Here is a 20,832-nt window from a genome sequence, read left to right as displayed (position 1 = left end):
AACCTCCCTTTAATATCATTCTAATACTCTTTAATTCTACAAAATTTTTGAAATTATGGATACTAGTAAATGAATTTTTTATTATATAAATAATATGATAATTTGCTTCCCAGAGTATACAAATCCAGGTAAAATGTGATTATATTAAGGTAATTTGATTTTTAATAAAAAATTGGTACATTCAGGAAATTATTTCAATATAGTAATTCAGGAGGTTTTTAAGTGAACGTTTTTCCAGTAAAAATTCGACGAGGTCAGACGTCTACCATATATAGATTTTCTCTTGCCATTTTTCTATTCGGAGTGTTTATATCTAGTGTTTACCACCCATTGACCGCACAAGCGCATGCCTATAGTGCTAGTTATACGCAAATAACAATGGATCAAAACAAAACAGAAGTGGTTTTTTCAATTGATACCCTTTCGATTATGGAATTAATCGAAGGAATTGATAAAAACAAAGACTGGGTTCTTCAACAATCGGAGATTGATCAAGAAAAGCATCATATTGAAGAGCTGCTTACCGAGGGAATTGCACTTGATAAAGACAACAAGGAGCAGACTCCAGAACTAGAAAAAATGAAGATCGTAAAAAAATCAAACAAAATATTTCTTTCTATCTATTTAAAGTACCCTGACTTTTCTCCTGGGGAAACGATTAGCTTTAATGATGGTTTTTATGCCAACGACCCGACAACGAATTATGTAAATCTGATTTCCGCTAATTATAATGGTGAAACAAGTGAAGCAGCTTTACAAGGGGATAACCGGACATGGACAATGCTGTTAACCGAGGTTCAACAGGAGCAACAATCTGATAGCGGGCAATCGGTACAACCGGATCAAAATCAACAACAGCAGCCTCCTGCTCCACATGTTCAGACAACAACATCAACCTGGTTTTCGTTTTTTAAGCTAGGGATGATGCATATCTTAACCGGTTACGATCATTTGTTATTTCTGCTAGCGTTATTATTTAGAAAACAAACGTTTAAACAATATGCGGCCATTGTCACCTCGTTCACGCTTGCACATAGTATTACACTAACGCTGTCGGTTTTAGGTGTGGTCACCCTACCTTCAAGATTTGTTGAAGCGGCGATTGCCTTTAGTATTTGTTATGTAGCAGCAGAGAATATTTTTCGAAAGGAAATCCGTCACCGCTGGACGATTACCTTCTTATTCGGTTTAATTCACGGACTTGGCTTCGCAACCCTTTTACGAGAAATGGCGATTCCTAAAAAGGACCTTGCCGTTGCTTTAGTAAATTTTAATCTTGGGATTGAAGCTGTTCAATTATCTATTGTCCTTTTGCTACTTCCGCTATTGACCTATATGTTCAAGCAAAAGGTTTCTGGAAAAATTGTTCGCTACGGATCAGTTGCCATTGTGATTTTGGGAGCCATTTGGCTCGTTCAAAGATTATTCCTTTAACTAAATAAAAAAACTGGTTTTGCGCTTGCAAAACCAGTTTTTGTTTACTCCACTACGGACGGCCCCCTATCTTTTCAAAAAAAGGCCCCTGAAGCAACATCAGGGGCCTTCCTCATAATTTTATTTCTTTACAGTTACCTTTTTGACGTCACTTACGTTTCCAGCTTTATCTTTCGCTGTAACAGAAAGAACAGTACCAGCTTTTTGCTTCTTTATATTAACAGAAAATTTACCGTGTTTGTCAGCTGTATCTGAACCAAGTTCCTTCTTGCCAACTTTAACAGTTACTTTTGAACCAGCCTCAGCCTTACCAGTTACCTTCGTTGACTTAGCTGTTACATTATCAACAGAAGGAATCGCCGGATTCGTATCATCTACTACGGTTACGGTAGCAACAGGGCTCTCGTTTTTACCTTTATCAGTTGCAGTTAACGTTAGGACGGTCCCAGCCTTTTGCGTTGCCTTTAATGTAACAGTAAAACCACTGTTCTTATCTGCAACACCATAACCTAATACAGTTTTTCCAGTCTTAACTGTAATTTTTGAACCTGCTTCTGCTTTACCAGTTACCTTTTTGTCATTGTCATCTACGGTATTTACAACAGGCTTCTTAGGAGCTGTTTTGTCTAATACCGTTACAGTTGTTGCTGAGCTTGTGTTACCAGCTTTGTCAACAGCGACTACTGTTAAGACAGTTTCTGCTTTTTGAGTTGCCGTTAATGTAACACTAAAGATACCATTTTTATCGACAACGTCTGATCCTAATTCCTTCGTGCCAGCTTTTACTATGACTTTGAAAGCATCTGTTGCTTTACCAGTAACCTTCTTATCAAATTCAGTTACATCATTTACAACAGGAGCTGCAGGTGGTGTATTGTCACCAACAGTTATAGTAGTAGGATCACTCTTATTGCCGGATGCATCTGCTGCAACAATAGTAAGCACTGTACCTTCTTTTTGTGCTGATTTCAATGAAACTGAGAATTTTCCATCATTACCAGCAGCAGCACTGCCAAGAACTTCCTTACTATTGGATACAGTGACAGTAGAACCAGCTTCAGCCGTTCCTGTTACCTTTTTATCAGCATTTTTCACATCATTTACTACCGGTGCGCTAGGCGCAATAACATCCTTAACAATAGTATATGCGATAGGACTTAGGTTTTTACCTTCATCAACAGAGAATGCATATACAGGAGTTCCCGCCGGTAGTGTAGCGAATAATGGAGCACTGAATTTACCCTCTTCATCTGCTACGGTATGGAACTTAAAGACTCCATTTGTGATATAAACATCTACTCCAGGTTCTGCACCATGACCAGTGATTTGAAGATCTTTATTTGTGATAGTATCAAAAATAGGTGCTGCCGGATCCGTTACATCTTTAACAATGACTTTTGCATCAAAACTTACATTTGATCTATCATCTATTACAACCACAGTTAGGGATGTTCCAGCCTTTTGAACTGGAATATCTATTGTAAAGTTTCCTTCTTCGGATGCAGTAGTTGAACCAATTATTTTTCCATTTGCAGTTACTCTAACTAGTGCTTTTGCAACGGTGCTGCCTGTTACCTTTTTATCTTGGTCATTTACTGAATCGACCACTGGAGCAGCAGGAGTTATATCAATATTTCTTACTCGTCCCTCGATTTGTGAATTAACTGGACCTGTAAAGGATTTAAAGTAGTCAACAAATGCATCTAAATCTACCTTATTTGTAACACGGTTTTTACCAGACTTAAGGACTGCAAATCCGTCGCCGCCATCAGCCATAAAGTTATTAACCGTAATAGTGTATTCCCCAATTGGGTCAATTTTCGATCCATCTGGAAGATAGATATCACGGACTTTTTGTCCATATGGTAATTTATCGGACCAGGTGTAACGTAAGCCAGAGATTGCCATAATTTTGTTATAGCTTGGAGGTGCCTGGAATTGTTGATTTAATAATGTTCTGACTTGGTCTCCATTAATAGTCATCGTAACTAAATCATTACCGAATGGCTGAACTTTAAATAAATCTCCCCATGTAATCGTTCCTTTTGGAAGCGGGTTACGAATACCACCGGAGTTCATGAATCCAAAATCAGTACCTGTCGTTGCTTTCATTCCGTCCGCAATAAAATTACCTAGCACAGACTCTCCACTTGCATTAGCCGCATTACTCATTACATCAGTTGTTTCACCCATTACTTGACTTGTGATTGGTCTGATATCCTCTTGATAACCGGCAAGCTCAGCTTCAATGTGCTTATCAGGAGTAATTTTGCTATGTAGTGTATCCACTACTTCAGCCTTTTTGTCAACGATATCCTGTGTTACTGGGTCAATTGTTAAATCAATATCAGAGAAAGCCGTACCATATGACCAGGATTGAACTAAAATCTTGCCATTAACATTTGTATTTAAGTATTTATGGTCATGTGCCCCATAAATAACGTCAACAGTAGAATCAATTGCTTTGGCCATGTCGACGACTTTTCCAGTCGCATTCGTTCCATCCGTTTTAGATGTACCCGGATCATGGGCTAGAACAACAATCGTCTTAACGCCTTCATCCGTTAATTTTTTTGCGTATTTGTTAACAGCTTCAACCTCATCAGTAAACTCAACACCCTCAACACCCTTTGGTGTAACAATAGTTGGTGTTTCAGTTGTTACAACCCCAATAAAGCCAATTTTTACACCATCCACTTCTTTAACCGTATACGGAGGTAAAATAGGTTCTTTGGTTTTTTCATCTACTACGTTTGCCACTACATAATCCATAGTTGAACCTGTAAATTTGCCATACTTTTCTTCGTATTTCTCTGTTCTTGGATTGCTGCCGCCATCAATTAGACGTTTCATTTCAGCAACGCCTTCATCAAATTCATGGTTACCGATTGTACCTACGTCAAAGCCAAGTTCATTCATAAAACGAATCGTCGGCTCATCTTGTAATAGGGCAGATACTGGCGGACTTGCTCCTACTAAATCTCCCGCTTGAAGCATAAGCGTATTAGCAGGGTTTGCAGCTTCTCTTTGCTCTAAATAACCTGCAAGCCATTCAATACCGCCTGAGTAGTCAGTAATATTGCCATTTGTATCTTTAATCGCTTTCCATGTATCAAGCTGACCATGGTAGTCATTGATTCCCAATAATTGAACATGTACGTTTTGATCTAATGTATATTGTTCGAATCCAGAACCATCTGATAAGGCCCCTACATCCTTTACATTTGGTGTAGAATCTAACACATTTTTTGCTGCTGGTGATGATTTAAATGTTAACGTTTTTGCAGCACCATCAATCGGAGCAATCTTCCAGTTATTATCAGCTGATGGATTTACTACTCCTTTTTCTTTGATATAATCCATCAAGATTTGACGGTTTTCATAAGGAGAATCAACAACAATTGTTGCCTTACCACCTTTTGTCCCTGGGAAGTTACCTCCTCCGCTTGCACGGTAGTTGTTTGTTGCCACTATGAACTTCTTATCAGGGTCAATTGGTTTTCCATCCATATCAGTAAAATGAATAATACGGTGAGCATCAGCGTTTTTAATTGTGCCATCGCTATAATTATATCTTGCTGGCTGTGTTACATCGATTTGATATTTGACTCCGTCAATCACATCAAAGTTATAAGGCTGGAATCCGTAGTCAATCAATTCTTGAGCATCCGGATTATTTGCATCGATCTTATTAAATTGGGACGCAGACATTTCTAACCATTCTTTTACTTCTGCACCGGTTAATTCCACGGCTTTTAGCGTATTGTTATACAAATAAAGGTCATTAGCACTCTTAATCGAAAGGGGACCCTTATCAATTTTGGTATAATCTAAAGCCCCTTGCCGGCCAGCTTTAAATGGAGCACCCGCAGAAATTACAGGAATATCTTTAAGGTCAGGACGATTGGTTTTAATCCAATTTTTCACATAATCAGTTTGTGCATTGTTTACGATTTGAATTGTAGGGTCGTCCATTACACGTGAGAAATAGCTGTTCATTGGTGAAGTAGTTTCACCAATTTTCCCCCGTACATAGGCTAGTGTCCCTTCATGTTCAGCTTTTACAGCATTAACAATTTCATCATCAACAGCTGTAGCATCTGTTACGGGGCGGTCGACTGATTTTGATTTCGTTTTATCAACAGTCCATGATCCATCTTCTTTTTGAACTAATGCTAGGTCTAAGACACCTAGATTATTACCCCAAAATCCTGCTTCTACTGCAGGTGTACCGTTGATTGTACCTTGCGTGGTATCAAGTCCCGGAAGATCTGGGTTCTCTGACTTTCCACCTTGATGGAACTCTTTTCCGGCAGGGAAATTTAAGTGCGCATGACCAAAAAGAAGCGCATCAATACCAGGTACCTTTGCAAGAGAATAAACAGCATTTTCAGCATCCTGCTGCCCATCATTTGTCACATCACAGCCTGAGTGAGCAATAGCAACAATGACATCCGCACCTTGATCTTTCATTTCCTTCACATATTTGTTAGCGGTTTCAACAATGTCCTTCACAATCACTTTACCTTCAAGATTGTCTTTATCCCACTGAAGGATTTGTGGCGGAGCAAAACCTACAACTCCAACCTTAACCGTTTTCTCGTTTCCAGCATCATCTTTAATTTTTTTGTCAAGGATTTGATAAGGTGTGAAATAGTTTTTATCATTCGTAGGATCTTGGTCGTGATCATCCACATAAATATTCGCATTAACAATTGGATATGGTGCATTTTTTAATGCAGTTTGGAGAAAATCTAATCCGTAGTTAAATTCATGGTTTCCTACGATACCACCATCATAGTGGAGTAGGCCCATTGCTTTAAACATCGGATGAACATCATTTTCAGTAATAGGATGGACTTTTGCTACATAATCTGCCATGGGATTTCCTTGAAGTAAATCACCAGCATCAAACAACATCGAGTTATCTTTTTCTGCCCTCGCTTGTTGAATCAAAGTAGCTGTTTTCGATAAACCATAGTTAATTCCTTTATCTGTATCCTGGTAATAATCATAGGCCATCACGCTATCATGAAGGTCTGTAGTTTCGAGGATACGAAGTGTCGCAGTATTTCCTGTTGCAGTCGTTTCCGCTTTAGCAGAATGTGGAAAAATATTCAGTGGAACTGTTGTAAGAGCTAGTGCCGTTGCCAGAGAACTGTTTAACAACCGCCTCTTCATGTTTCTTTTTATCTTTCTCTTCACACATCTTCCGCCCTTCGACATAATATTTTGTATTGCAAGACTATTCTACTAGGATTTAAGCGAGAATAATAGAGTTTTTTGTAAATATTTACTCGATTTTCATATTATTTTAATAAGATATTTTTTATTTTTTTAGTTTAAAAGTGTTATAATAAAAGGTTACAATTCAGCGAGGATATCCTTTACATATATGGGGGCTATTGGTGCCTGCTTCCCCTTAAAAAAACGCGTCTATCTCTCTCTAATTTCAATTATTTGTATATTAATCCTTAGGAATCTGTTATTCTAGTAGTTGTTTTAAATATTAAATACTGGAGGAAATTTTAAATGAGAGCTAGAAAGCATAAAAAGAAGAATAAATGGCTCCTTGTCACTGGAATTGTGTTTTTGGTCCTCTTATTCGGTATTGGTATCTATGGATTTTCAGTATATAAATCATTAACGAATGCTGTCGAAACGATGCATCAGCCTTTGGATCGAAAGTCGGATAAACGGGAAGCAGAGGTTTCACTTACAGATAAGCAACCCTTCTCCGTACTTATGCTCGGTGTTGACCAACGCAAAGGTGATAAAGGCCGTTCCGATACAATGATTGTTTTAACAGTAAACCCTAGCAATAATTCAGTTAAAATGCTAAGTATCCCACGTGATACGAGAACAGAAATTGTCGGCCATAACACAGTGGATAAAATCAACCATGCCTATGCTTTCGGAAACGAAGAAATGGCGATGAATACTGTTGAAAACTTTTTGGATATTCCGATTGATTACTATATAAAAGTAAACATGGAAGCTTTCAAGGATATTATTGATGCTGTTGGCGGGATCACCGTAAACAATGACTTGGACTTTCGCCAAGGCGGATATCATTTCCCTAAAGGCCCAGTAACCTTAGATGGTAAAAAGGCGTTGGCCTATACCCGAATGAGACATGATGACCCTCGTGGGGATTTTGGTCGTCAGATTCGCCAACGTGAAATTATTCAAGGAATTTTACGAGAAGGGGCAAGTCTTTCCTCGCTTACAAAATATCAAGATATTTTTTCTGCACTTGGCAGCAATGTAAGAACAAATCTTTCGTTCGATCAAATGATGGATATTCAAAAAAATTATAAAAGTGCCGCAGCAAAAGTGAATCAAATGAGTATAAAAGGGAATGGCGCAAAAATAAATGGAATCTATTATTTCATTGTTTCCGCTCAGGAAAAACAAAGACTTCAAAAAGAACTAAGAGCACAATTAGAATTAAAATAGCATCAAAAAAACGAGGGCTCCTATACGGAGACCCTCGTTTTTTTATTTGATATGAATGGTTCCTGTAAAGATTTGCGTCAACCCATATTTGTCTACAACCGTGATTTTAAACTGGTAATCACCACTGATAACCGGTTGGTTAATTCCATCGGTTCCATCCCATCGGAATGATTGGGTTCCGGTGGTTTCTTGTGCATTCGTTTTAATAGATTTGATGAATGTGGTCCCTTGAGAAACATCAATCGTTACTTTTCCCGCTTTGCTTAAGGTGTAAGCAATGGGTTTCATATCTTGTAAAATTGAATAAACATCTTTTTCCGATTGAACAGTTGGAACACGCCAATCCTGCAGTGTAAAGAACTTGCTTTTAATGGTCGAAGAATTCCCCGCCTCATCCTTTAACTGGATAAGGTAGCGGTAGCGTCCTTCAGGAGAAAATTGCTTCTTAACATTGATTCCATTCCAGGTAAAGGTGGCTGTTTTCGCTTGTTTATATAATACCTGTTTCACAATATTTCCTTTTGCATCGATTACCAATACATGGACTCTGGCTGTTTCCGTTCCTTTTAATGTGGCGCTGGTACGGTTTTTCGTGTCCATTTTAAACATAGTTGATGCCAGGGCTAGCTCTCCGGATGGACGAATCGTATCTATTTTAATAGAAACCTTTTTCGTTTTTCCTTTTTTCTTATGCATATCAATCAGAGACATTTTTAAGGAATACGCAGCATCCTTCACTTGTTTCCCTTTTTCATTTTTACCGTCCCATTTGAACGAGTGCTTTCCTGTTGATACGGTTTTCGCTGTCATGATTTTTTTGATGACGTTGCCATTTTTATCCTGCACTTCAGCTGTAACATTTGCCTTCTGAGTTAACTCATATGGAATCTTAACGGTTTTTCCAGCCTTAGGTGAAAAAGTATAAAAGCCTTTTACCAAAATAGCCGCATAGGTATGATTCACAACCTGAATCGAGGTTGTTTTTGAAAGGGATGCTCGTCTGTTTGAGGCTTTTACCACAGCCTTATAATCGCCTGTTGGAACAAATTTTCCATTCGCTGCTTTCCCGTCCCAAACAACGGTTTGCTTCGTTCCGGATACTTTTTGGTTCAACACTTCCCTCACGGTTTGACCGCTTGCATTTTGGATCGTCACGGTAACCTTCGCATGACCCGGAAGCTTTAGAGAGAGTGCCGCTTTATTTTTCCCCGTCATCGTAAAAGTTTTTGGTGCCGTTATTTTTGCCTTTGGGGAAGATGTATTCGAGACAGCTTTATAGGCGTCAATCCTGCCATATCCATAATAGTCATCCCTTCCCTTCGTCCCTAGGTCAACGACTGAATGCTTCATAACACTTTCAACCTGATCGGGAGTTAAAAACGGATTCCTTGAACGAATAAGAGCAGCAACACCTGACACAACAGGCGATGCCATTGATGTACCTGTTAAGTGTGCATAAGAGCTTCCATTGATGGAGGAAAAAATATTACTCCCAGGCGCAGTGAAATCAACAAAACTTCCTTTATTGGAATAAAAGGCAACATGGTCGGAGCTTGTTGTTGCCCCCACTCCTACAACAGAACCAAGTGCGGCGGGATACGTTTTTGTAAAAGTTCCATCATTTCCCGCTGCAGCAATAAGGATAACCCCTTTAGATTTTGCATAGTTCGCATAATAGTCTAAAAGAACGCTATAGTTTGGACTTCCCAGGCTCATATTAATGACATCTGCATGGTGCTCCACGGCGTATTTAATCCCAAGGGCGACAGCGTAATCACTTGCTTCTTCTCCGTCAAACACATTAATCGGCATGATTTTTACATTAGGAGCAATTCCGGCAATTCCTGTCTTATTAAAACTGGCGGCGATAATACCCGCCACATGTGTTGCATGCTCATGAGGTGTATACCGTGCGTTTCCTGTGACCGCATTAAACGGGCTGACGATTTTCCCCTTCAGATCCGGATGGTCCTGCTGCACACCATCGTCAATGACAGCGACTTTGATTTGTGATGATCCTTTTGTAATATCCCACGCTTTCGGCATTTGAATTTTATTTAAATACCATTGTTTTGAGTAGTCAGGTTCTTGCGGAATATAGGTGCTTTTCACCTTATAGTTTGGTTCTGCCCATACGATCTTTTTCTGCGCTAATAACCTCTGGGCAGCTTTGGTTAAATCGGTCCCTTTAGGAAATTTGATAAAAGAAAAGGCTCCATCCCCTAAATGGGCTTCTTCCGTTCCATTCACTTGATTAAGGATGGCATTTCTTTCTGTTTTTGAAAGATTCGAGCTGAATTTAACAATTAATTCCTGGTCATGAAATGCATTTGTTTCCATATTTGTATTTGCTAGGTCCATGTTGGTGTTTAACCCGTCGGCCGAAGCAGCCGTTCCCATCCATGACATGCAAAGCAGCATCAAGGTCACTGACCATAAATATTTCAACTCGGTTCCCTCCACTAGTTTATATTTGAATATTATTCTATCATTTTTAAATGCCACTGAGGGAACGATACAAAAATAAAATATTGCCTGAAGGAAAAAATAGGAGGAGTACTTTTTCCTATATAAAAATTGGGTTATTATTACAGTATAACAATCAAATATTTTACATAACGAAAGGAAGTTTCTTGTGCGTAAACGAGTTTTTCAAATTTTTATTTTGCTGGCTGTTGTGACCTTCATTGTTCCGTGGAACGGTACAGCGGCAGCGGAGGATAATACGATTACCATTAATGCCTCTGATTTTGGTGCGAATGGTAAAGACCAAGCGGATGATACCAACTCTATTCAAAAAGCCTTAAATGAGGCAGTATACTATAATTTTACGACCATTCAGATTCCAGACGGGGTCTATCTTATTTCAAGACCTCTTAAAATCAATTCCAATACTCGGTTGATTTTATCATCGAAGGCAGTCATTAAAAGAAATGCTTCTTTTAGCCCAATGCTGATGAATAATACGAAAGGGGCACCTGGTTATACTGCTAATGAAAACATTACAGTTGAAGGCGGCACATGGGAAGGGAACAAGGACCAATATCCTACACGGTTTGATAATCTACTGTTTGGACACTCAAGCAAAATTATGGTTCAAAATACAAGAGTATTAAATAACTACGAAGGACACAATATCGAATTTGCCGGTGTTAAAGATGGAAAGGTACTCAATAGCTACCTGGCCGGCTATAGCGGAACCAAGAAAAAGGAAGCGATTCAGCTCGATATAACGCATGACAATCAAGTTTTCCCGCCGTTCGGGGACTATGATGATACGGCTTGTGAAAATATCTTAATTCAAGGTAATACCATTGAAAATCATTCAAGAGGAATCGGAAGTCATACATCAGTAAAAGATGTGTTCCCTCGAAATATCGTCATTCAAAATAATATCTTTAAGAATTTAAAAGAAGAAGGAATCAATGCATTCAATTATAAAAACCTTTCCATTCTGAACAATACTTTTGTGGATGTTGGTTTAGGCGTGGAATTTAATACCTCTTCCGTCAATCCGGCAGATCTTTTCAAAGCGAACAAGCCTCTAGCCGTGCCGGTTTCGGATGATAATTTTTCGATCAATATTACCGGAAATAGCATTACGAGAACCCATTCAACAAGTAGTACTAGAGGAAACGGGATTGTCTTTAACGGTACGTCTACTTACCCAATTAAAGCGGTTACCATTAAAAATAATACAATCAGTGACCCTGATACGAATGGGATTTATCTGGCGTATACGAGTAATGCAACCATTTCGGGTAATGTGATAAAAAACGTGAAGCAAAATGGGATCGCAGTACATAATCACTCCGATAATAATTCAGTGTCTGGAAATAACGTATCAGGGAGCCTTGGCCATGGTATTTCTGTTTACAGTTATTCGAATGCGTCAATAACCAATAATGCTCTGGGCAAAAATAAAGGAAATGGAATTTCCATTGCCTCCTATTCGACTAAGAATAGAGTGAGTGGAAATAAAATTTCAGAGAGCAGCAAGTATGGAATGGCGGTAAATGACCATTCTTCTGCCGAACTGACCGGAAATACGATCTCCCGTTCCAGGCAGAATGGTGTTTCGATTAGTAAAGCTTCTAAAGGGAATAAGCTTTCCGCTAATACGATTTCGGCAAGCGGCAAACACGGGATTTCGATTTTTGAAAGTTCTTCTGAGGCTGTCTCAAAAAATAAGATTTACAACAGCAAGGAAAACGGGATTGCAATTAGTTCCCACTCGAACAGCAATAGTGTCACAGGAAATACCATTAAGGATAGTGTGAAAAGTGGGATTTCTATTAGTTCCTATTCTTCTAGTAACAGTATTATCAGCAATAGTATTTCAAACAGCGGAAAATATGGTATAGGAATCAGCGTCGGGTCCGTGAAGAATACGGTGAAACAGAATAAATTAGATAAATCTAAGAAACATGGAATACAAATTTTTAGTCGTTCTTCCGCAACGGTTTCGGGCAATAAGATTTACCATTCTGGTGAAAATGGATTGTCAATTAGTGTTTATTCGACCAAAAGCAGTGTATCGGGAAACACGATCATTGACTGTGGAACATACGGGATTTCGCTGTATAACCACTCTACCTCAAATAAAATCAGCAAAAATACGTTGAAGAAATGCAAAAAAGGGAAAATATATAAGAAGTAGATAATTTGAGTGGGTTTCCCCGTTTTGATTTCGTGATGGATGAAATCTGAGCGGTTTTTTTGTGGGAGTACGTGTGTTTTTGTGGATATCGAGGCATTTGGACAGGGTGTTGAGTGCGTATTTGTGGATATCAACATATTTTGGGATGATATCAACATAGATTTGGATTTTATCAACACACTTTTGGAGGATATCGACACAGATTTAGATTTTATCAACATACTTTTGCCAGATATCAACACAAATTCCGATTATATCGACAATTGTACCGGAAATCCACCTTGAGTGTAGTGGATATCTACATTAGTTGGCGGGTTATCTACAAATTTTCAGAACATATCCACAAATTTAGGTTTTATCAACAAATCTAAAAAATCCCCCGCCAAGTTCCCGAATCAAATCAGGGCTAGGCAGGGGACTCTGTTTAAATTATTTCACTTTAATGGTTGTCGCCTTACTCACATTTTTTGCCGTATCCGTTGCAGTCACAGATAGGACAGTTTTTTTCTTTTGTGCTTTGATCTTCACTTTAAATTTACCGTACTTATCTGCCTTGCCCGTTCCTATAACCTTTTTACCTACTTTAATCGTTATAGATGCATATGCCTCGGTCTTACCTGTTACCACTGTCGAGGTACTTTTTACTGCATCAACAGTTGGTGCTTTTGGCGCTGTTTTATCAATAACGGTGATGGTTTTTGATTTACTTGTATTTCCAGCTGCATCTTTTGCAGATACCGAAACCTTTGTTCCGGCTTTCTGAACTGGAATGGTAATTTTATAGTTTCCTTTTGTATCTGCCTTAGCGGTATACTTTTTGGATCCTATAACAACCGTTACCGTCGAGCCAGCCTCGGCTTTTCCTGTTACTACTTTCGATTGATCCGTTACTGTATTAACCGTTGGGATGGATGGAGGTGTTTTATCTACTACTGTTATAGTCTTAGATACACTATTTCCAGCCACATCTTTAGCAGTAACGGTGATCTTTGTACCTGTTTTTTGCTGCGGGATGCTTACTTTATAAGTTCCTTTTGCATCCGCTTTTGCTGTATATTGCTTCGTTCCGACCGTCACAGTGACGGTTGCTATAGCCTCAGTGGTTCCGGTAACTTCCTTCGCCTGATCTGAAACAGAATTTACCGTTAGAACGTTTGGTGCAGTTTTGTCTACGACAGTGACATTGGTTGCAGGGCTAACATTTCCATTGCCATCTGCTACAGTAATTGTAATTTTCGTTCCTGCTTTTTGCTGTGGAATGGCTACCTTAAAGTTTCCATTCGTATCGGCTTTTCCTGTATATGTTGAGGAACCGATTGTAACTGTTACTTTTGCACTTGCTTCTGTTGTTCCAGTTACTTCTTTTACTAGGTCAGAAACCTGGTTTACTTTTGGTGCAGATGGCGCTGTTACGTCTTTTACTACTACCGTTGCTGCTTCACTTGCGTTGCCTGCTCCATCGGTTACAATAACGGTTATTTTCGTTCCTGCTGCTTGTACCGGAATGGTAATAGTAAAGTTGCCAGCCTTATCGGCTGTTCCTGTGTATTCATTGTCTCCGATTTTTACAGTTACTTTCGCTGCGACTTCTGCCGTTCCCATTACTTCCTTGGATTGGTCGGTTACTTCATTTACCTTCGGTGCAGCTGGTACAGTAACATCCTTAACCGTTACAGTTGTTTCATCACTTGCATTTCCAGCCGCATCGATTGCGATAACCGTTAATTTCGTTCCCGCTATTTGTACAGGAATCGTTACACTGAAGTTGCCATCCTTATCGGCTGTTCCAGTGTATTCTTTATCACCGATTTTTACCGTTATCTTGGATCCAGCTTCTGCCGTTCCTGTAACTTCTTTCGATTGGTTCGTTACGTCTTTCACTACAGGTGCTGCCGGCGGAGTAGCATCCTTAACCGTTACAGCATTTTCTTCACTTGCATTTCCAGCTTCATCGGTTGCAACAACAGTTATTTTCGTACCTACTGCTTGTACTGGAATCGTTACAATGAAGTTTCCATCCTTGTCTGCTGTTCCATTGTATTCTTTGTCACCTATTTTTACTGTTACCTTCGCTCCTACTTCTGCAGTACCCGTAACCTCTTTCGCGTGGTCGGTTACGTCTTTCACTATTGGCACGGCCGGTGGCGTTACATCCTTAACAGTTACCTCTGTTCCTTCGCCCACGTTTCCTGAACTATCTATAGAGATAACCGTCAATTTCGTCCCAGCTTTTTGGGCATTAATAGAAATGATGAAATGGCCATCACTGTCCGCGATTGCATTTCCTAATTCCTGATCACCAGATTTAACAACAACCTTTGCTTTTGATTCTGTATAACCGGTAACGGTTACGGATTGATCAGATACCTCATCTACAACTGGTGCAGCTGGAGGGGTTGAATCCAAATCCTTATTACTAACACTGAAATCGCCATTACCGAGAGCCGCTATTTCGTCAGGACCAAAACTTAGATATTCACCATGTTGATCATCAATTTCTGTCACATAAATACCATTTAAGCTCCAGGCTCCTGGTTTAAACAAAGATGAAATTGGGATCTTCACATCATAGGTCTCTGTTTTTTCATTATAAACAGCATCCTTATGGAACTCTGCCTCGCTCGAGCCAACATATCGAACGCTAACATCCCTAATTTTGGAGGAATCCTTAAATTTTAGACTTAGCGTTACATAGTCTCCTGGGACTGCGTCCTTTTTGTCAATAGAGATACTATTAATATAGGAGTCAAAATAATTTTGATAATCATCATAATCAGGATTAATAATCTCAAAGTTTAAACCAATAAAATCTTCTTCGTTTCCATCAAGGTAAATTCCATTATTATCCTTATCATAGATAGCAACGAAATTAACCTTCCAGGTTCCAGGCTTATACCCCTTGGTAATTGGAATTTTTACTTCATATTTTTTTGTATCTGGATTGTATTCGCCAGTATAAACATCCATTCCTCCATCAAGACCAATGTACACATCACGAATACCTGACTGACTGTCTGCCGCTTCTACAGTAAAGGTAATATCTTCACCAACATTTACTTCTTTTTTATCAACCGATATTCCTTTGAACTCAGGAGAAGTAACATCTGCCAGATCGTTAATGACAGTGAAATCTCCAGCTGAGAGATCAGCATCCTGACCATTGTATATGTCTTTCCAATTCCCTTCACTATCTGAAACGGATACATAGTCAATTACCCATGTTCCCGGTTTCGATGTTTCAGAGATTGGGAATGTCACTTCATATTGATGGGTTTGCTCATTATAAACTGCATTTTCCCAAACTTCCCCAGTATCTCTCCAAAAATCCTTGTCATTTTTATTTTTAAAGGCAACTGAAACATTACTTACAGAAGATTGCTTATCTGTTACATCTAAACTAACCGTGATTTTATCGCCGGGCTTTCCTTCCTTCTGACTAACGGTGACACTGTTAACGGAAGGCGGTGTCAGATCGACTGCATCGTTGATAACGGTGTATTTTGTGTTACTAAAATCATATAGATTTCCATTGAGATAGTCACTGTTTCCTTCTTTATCCGTTACATAGATCGAATCTACTGTCCAGAGACCTGGCTTCGTTTTATTATTTACCGGAATTCTAGCTATATATTTTTTCGTCGCTTCATCATATTCAGCATCACTTTCATAATAGCCGCCATTTGAACCGGTATACGCGATCGAAACCGAACTTACACCGGATTGAGAATCATTAACATCCAACTCAATGACAGCTGTTTCACCTGGTGCAAACTGCTCCTTGTTGATTTTTATACCTGTTACTTCTGGAGCAGTAATATCCTCATTGTCATTGATAACATTAAAGTTTCCTGCACTTAAATCCATATTTGAAGCACCAGGGTATCCATTTACCTTATTGTTGAAAATATAATCAGAGTTGTCTTGGTTATCTATGACATTAATACCGTCGATTTTCCAAGTACCTGATGCAGCGAATTCGCTAATTTTAATTTTCGCCTCATATTTCCCTGTATCCGGATTTATGACTGCTTCCCTACTTCCCCCTGTATTTTTTGGTCCTTGATAATTCACAAACAAGGACTGAATTCCAGATTGAGTATCTTCTGCGTCAATACTTACTGTGACTTCATCGCCTGGTTTGGCTTCTTTTGGATTGACAGAAACTTCTTTAATGCTTGGCGGAGTAACATCCACTTTATCATTGGTTACATTAAAGTTGGCATTATTAAAATTCCAATTATCATCATCATTATAGTAATTTTGTTCATTGCCTTCTTTATCAGTAACGTAGATATTACTTAGGCTCCATGTCCCCGGTCTTGTCGTATCAGTAATTGAATATTTAGCTTCATATTTTTGTGTTTGCTCATTATAAGTAGCATCTCCCCACCAAGAACGCCCGTCAGAATTCCTGTACCATACTGAAACGGTGTCAACCCCTGATTGACCATCACTTGCATCAATGCTAACGGTTACCGTATCTCCTAGTTGGGCTTCCTTTTTATCAACAGATACCGTTTTAACAGTTGGTGGAGATAGATCTGCCTTGTCATTGATAACAGTGAAATCGGCGCTGCTGAAATCCTGGTCTTCACTATTTATTGACTCACCGTTTCCTTCAATATCACTTACATACATGGATGATATACTCCATGTTCCTGGCCTTGAGGATTCATTGATTGGCAGCTTTACTTCATATTTTTTCGTTTCTTGATTATATTCTGCCGATTCCCATTGATAGCGATTTCCAACTTTGAAACCTGCCTGAACATTTTCAATAGCTGATCTTTCATCGCTTACATCAAAACTTACCGTTACCGTATCTCCTAGTTGGGCTTCTTTTTTATCGACAGATACACTGTTAACTGTTGGCGGGGTAACATCTGCCCTGTCATTTGTAACCATAAAGTCAGCATTGCTGAAATCCTGCTCATCACTATAAATCTCGTTTTCATTTCCTGCTTTATCTTTTACAAAAATGGTATAAATACTCCATGCTCCAGGGCGTGATGTTTCAGTAATTGGCAGTTTCACTTCATATTTTTCCGTTTCAGGATTGTAATTTGCCTCTTGATTCCATACGAAACGTGTACCTGCTCTGAAATCCACTAAAATAGAATCAACTCCGGATTTATCATCGCTTGCATCAATACTTACGGTTACCGTTTCCCCCAGCTTTGCTTCCGTTTTATCAACAGATACAGCTTTGATGGTGGGAGGGGCTAAATCTGCATTTTCATTCGTTACATTAAAATCTCCGGAACTGAAATCAAAACCATCCTCGCTTAAATACATTTCATTGTTCCCAAACTTGTCCTCTACCTCAATATAGTTAACCGTCCACTTACCCGGTTTCGTTTGATCCGTGATTGGGAATTTTGCTTCATACTTACCGGATTCCTCATTGTAAACAGCCTGCCGACCTTTATATCCGCCATAAGGATTTTTATATTCAATTGATACATAACTGATATCTGACTTGTCATCTTTAGCATCAACAGAAATTTTCACTACATCCCCAGGCTTAACTTCGTTCTGGTCAACCGTTATTCCTTGCACCGTCGGCGGAGTAATATCCGCATCTTCATTAATAACGGTAAAGCTTGCACTGAATCTTTCAAGTTCATCATTCTCGCCCATCCATGTGTAGTTATATTGTTTATCCATCACATAAATGGATGAAACCTTCCACACACCTGGCCGAGTCCATTCGTCAATCGTCAATGTTGCTTCGTATTTTTTTGTATCGGAATTATAAACGGCTTCTTCATTCATGTAACCGCCGTTTGAACCTTGATACTCCACTCTGATCGTGTCAATGCCTGATTGATCGTCTTTAGCATCAACGCTGACAGTCACTTTATCTCCCGGACGCACCTCTGTCTTATCTACAGAAATCCCCTGTATAGCAGGCGGTGTAACATCCGCATTTTCATTTACAACGGTAAAGTCCCCTCCGCTTAGGTCCTGTTCCTCGCCGTTATAAATTTCCTTACTGTTATACTCACTATCTTCTACAGAAATATAATTGATGCTCCATTTACCTGCATTGTCATAATCACCAATTTTAACCTTTGCATCATACATCCCTGTGTCAGGATTTAAATCAGCAACTCTCTCTACATCATGATTTCCCACATTGTAATCCACTGTAATCCGCTCGATAGTAGATTTGGCATCACTGGCGTTAATACTTACAGTGACCGTGTCACCCGGTTTTGCCTCTTTTTGGTCCACACTTACGCTATTTACCACAGGCGGTTCCATATCGATGAGGTCATTATTTACGGTAAAATCGCCGTCGCTTAGCTCGAATTCACTATACTGATCAATCCAGCTTTCATTTCGATTTTTATCTCTAAGATTAATGGATTCAATTCTCCAAGTCCCTGGACGGGTTCCATCACCTATCGAGAACTGGGCCTCATATTTTTGTGTTTCTGAATTATAGACGGCCTCTTCTTCCATGTGCCCGCCCTTTGGACCTTCATACTGTACATTCACATAATCGATACCTGATTGTTCATCTTCCGCCTCAATACTTACAGTCACCGTATCACCTGGCTGAGCATCTGCTTTATCAACCTTAACACTTTTCAGAACTGGTGCAGTAATATCAACCTGGTCATTTATTACTTTAAAATTACCACCTTTTAAATCTACCCCGCTATCCTGATTGATCCAATTACTGTTTCCCTCACTGTCACTAACAATTATGGATTCAATTTTCCATAAACCAGGTCGGGTATTTTCATCAATTGTAAACTTTGCCTCATATTTCTTTGTATCAGAGTTATATTCTGCATTGTTCGTTAGGTTTCCGCCATTCGACCCATAATAATTAACCTCTAATGAATCGATACCAGATTTATCATCTGATGCATCAATGCTGACAGTTACCGTATCACCTGGCTGTGCATCCTGTTTATCAGCCATGACACTATTAATGGTTGGCGGGGTTCCATCTACATTTTCATTGATAACCTGAAAGGTTCCCTTTGTAAAATCCACATTGGAATCGTTCCACTCGCTAAGGTAAATATCATTATTTGCTTTATCTCTCAAATCAATGCCATAAACACCCCAGTCACCCGGTCTGGATGTTTCATCAATCTGAAACTTAACTTCGTATTTATTCGTATCCGGATTAAGGACTGCCTGTTGACTTCCAGATTGATTCCCCTCAATATAATAAACCCAAATTTCATCAATACCGGATACATCATCACTTGCGTCTATCGTTGCAGTTACTGTATCCCCCGGGCGGGCTTCAGTCTTATCCACGCTAATACTATTTACAATAGGTGCTTTAGTATCCTCTACCTCCACACTCTTCTCAACAACATTAAATTCTCCGGTAGCCAGCTTTTCGCTGCTACTATCTACATATGAATTACCGGAATAGTCCCCAATCACTAAATCACTTATTGACCAGGTACCAGGCTGATCGTTATCACCAACCACAAGAGATGCTTCATATTTTTGCGTCTGCTCATTCAAAACAGCTACTAGATTCTTAGATTCACCCGGACCTTGATAGATAAGTTTTACATTGGATATGCCAGATAGCTTATCTGTTGCATCAATCGTTACTTTAACTGTTTCACCTGGTGCAGCCTCTTTTTTGTCTACGGTCACACCATTAAAAATTGGTGTTTCAATATCTTGTAAACTGCCGTTCTCATTACTTACAGTAAAATTCCCTTTGGTCAGATCTGTTTCATCTGGTAAGACCTCTTCTTTATGTCCATCAGGATAATAGAGATCTATAGCGGTAACTTCCCACAAACCGGAAGCCGCATATTTCCCAATCGGCACCTTTGCCTCGAAGCTGTTATCCGATTCATTATAACGGGCAACAACACCGACACTCTTATCGTTCGGTAAATGGTAGTATACATCCATAGAGGAAATATCCTCCATACCAGCCGATGTTAAGCTAACCAAAACCTCATCATCGGGTGTTACTTCTGCCTTATCCACCTTAATTGTGATAGATTGAGCATCTGCGCCCGCTGCTCTTGCAATAATTCCATTAAAGTTGGAAAAAATAAGCAAGAACACTGTTAAAATACTAAAAAACCTTTTAAATCCTTGTTTTCTCTCTCTACTGCTCACTTTCAAAACTCCACTCCTCCCCCTGACTTTCAACACCTGCTTTTGTGCCTAAGTAATAGGTAAAAATAATCATTTAAACCAAATATTATAATGGCAAAAATAATCATACTATACTATTTAAAAATTTTGAATATCAATCTTTCTATACACGAAATTATTTA

6 protein-coding genes are annotated in these 20,832 nt (G+C 39.1%); 3 read left to right on the top strand and 3 right to left on the bottom strand.

Features of this window, described 5'->3' with window-relative positions:
• Positions 1-222 precede the first annotated feature (222 nt).
• Complete coding sequence (locus M028_RS0122670) at positions 223-1,434, top strand: HupE/UreJ family protein (RefSeq protein WP_231510877.1); 1,212 nt, start codon at positions 223-225, stop codon at positions 1,432-1,434.
• Between the two features lie 120 nt (positions 1,435-1,554).
• Here M028_RS0122670 and M028_RS30875 read toward each other — a convergent pair whose 3' ends face one another.
• The gene (locus M028_RS30875) at positions 1,555-6,639 is read right to left on the bottom strand and encodes a bifunctional 2',3'-cyclic-nucleotide 2'-phosphodiesterase/3'-nucleotidase (protein ID WP_197031460.1); all 5,085 of its coding nucleotides are present in this window, start codon (positions 6,637-6,639) and stop codon (positions 1,555-1,557) included.
• Between the two features lie 327 nt (positions 6,640-6,966).
• Here M028_RS30875 and tagU point away from each other — a divergent pair, with 327 nt between their 5' ends.
• Positions 6,967-7,893 carry a polyisoprenyl-teichoic acid--peptidoglycan teichoic acid transferase TagU gene (tagU, locus tag M028_RS0122660; RefSeq protein ID WP_026575872.1) on the top strand — a complete coding sequence of 309 codons (927 nt, stop codon included), beginning with the start codon at positions 6,967-6,969 and terminating at the stop codon, positions 7,891-7,893.
• Between the two features lie 42 nt (positions 7,894-7,935).
• Here the strand turns inward: tagU and M028_RS31650 are convergent, their stop codons facing one another.
• Positions 7,936-10,341, bottom strand: a complete 2,406-nt coding sequence (locus M028_RS31650; RefSeq protein ID WP_051591205.1) for a S8 family serine peptidase — start codon at positions 10,339-10,341, stop codon at positions 7,936-7,938.
• A gap of 187 nt (positions 10,342-10,528) precedes the next feature.
• Between M028_RS31650 and M028_RS0122650 the strand changes: the two genes are divergently transcribed.
• Positions 10,529-12,553 carry a right-handed parallel beta-helix repeat-containing protein gene (locus M028_RS0122650; protein WP_026575871.1) on the top strand — a complete coding sequence of 675 codons (2,025 nt, stop codon included), beginning with the start codon at positions 10,529-10,531 and terminating at the stop codon, positions 12,551-12,553.
• A 429-nt stretch (positions 12,554-12,982) separates the two neighbouring features.
• Here M028_RS0122650 and M028_RS30865 read toward each other — a convergent pair whose 3' ends face one another.
• On the bottom strand, positions 12,983-20,671 hold the full coding sequence (locus M028_RS30865) for an Ig-like domain-containing protein (RefSeq protein ID WP_231510880.1): 7,689 nt from the start codon (positions 20,669-20,671) through the stop codon (positions 12,983-12,985).
• Between the last annotated feature and the right edge of the window lie 161 nt (positions 20,672-20,832).

It is taken from the genome of Bacillus sp. UNC438CL73TsuS30, assembly GCF_000482325.1.
Taxonomy (GTDB): Bacteria; Bacillota; Bacilli; order Bacillales; family Cytobacillaceae; genus Neobacillus.
Note: the sequence above shows the minus strand (reverse complement) of the source record. Positions and strands in the feature narration are given on the sequence as shown.

Excerpts from the sequence above, each read along its gene's own strand:
- tagU (WP_026575872.1), top strand. The coding sequence starts at position 6,967 with ATGAGAGCTAGAAAGCATAAAAAGAAGAATAAATGGCTCCTTGTCACT.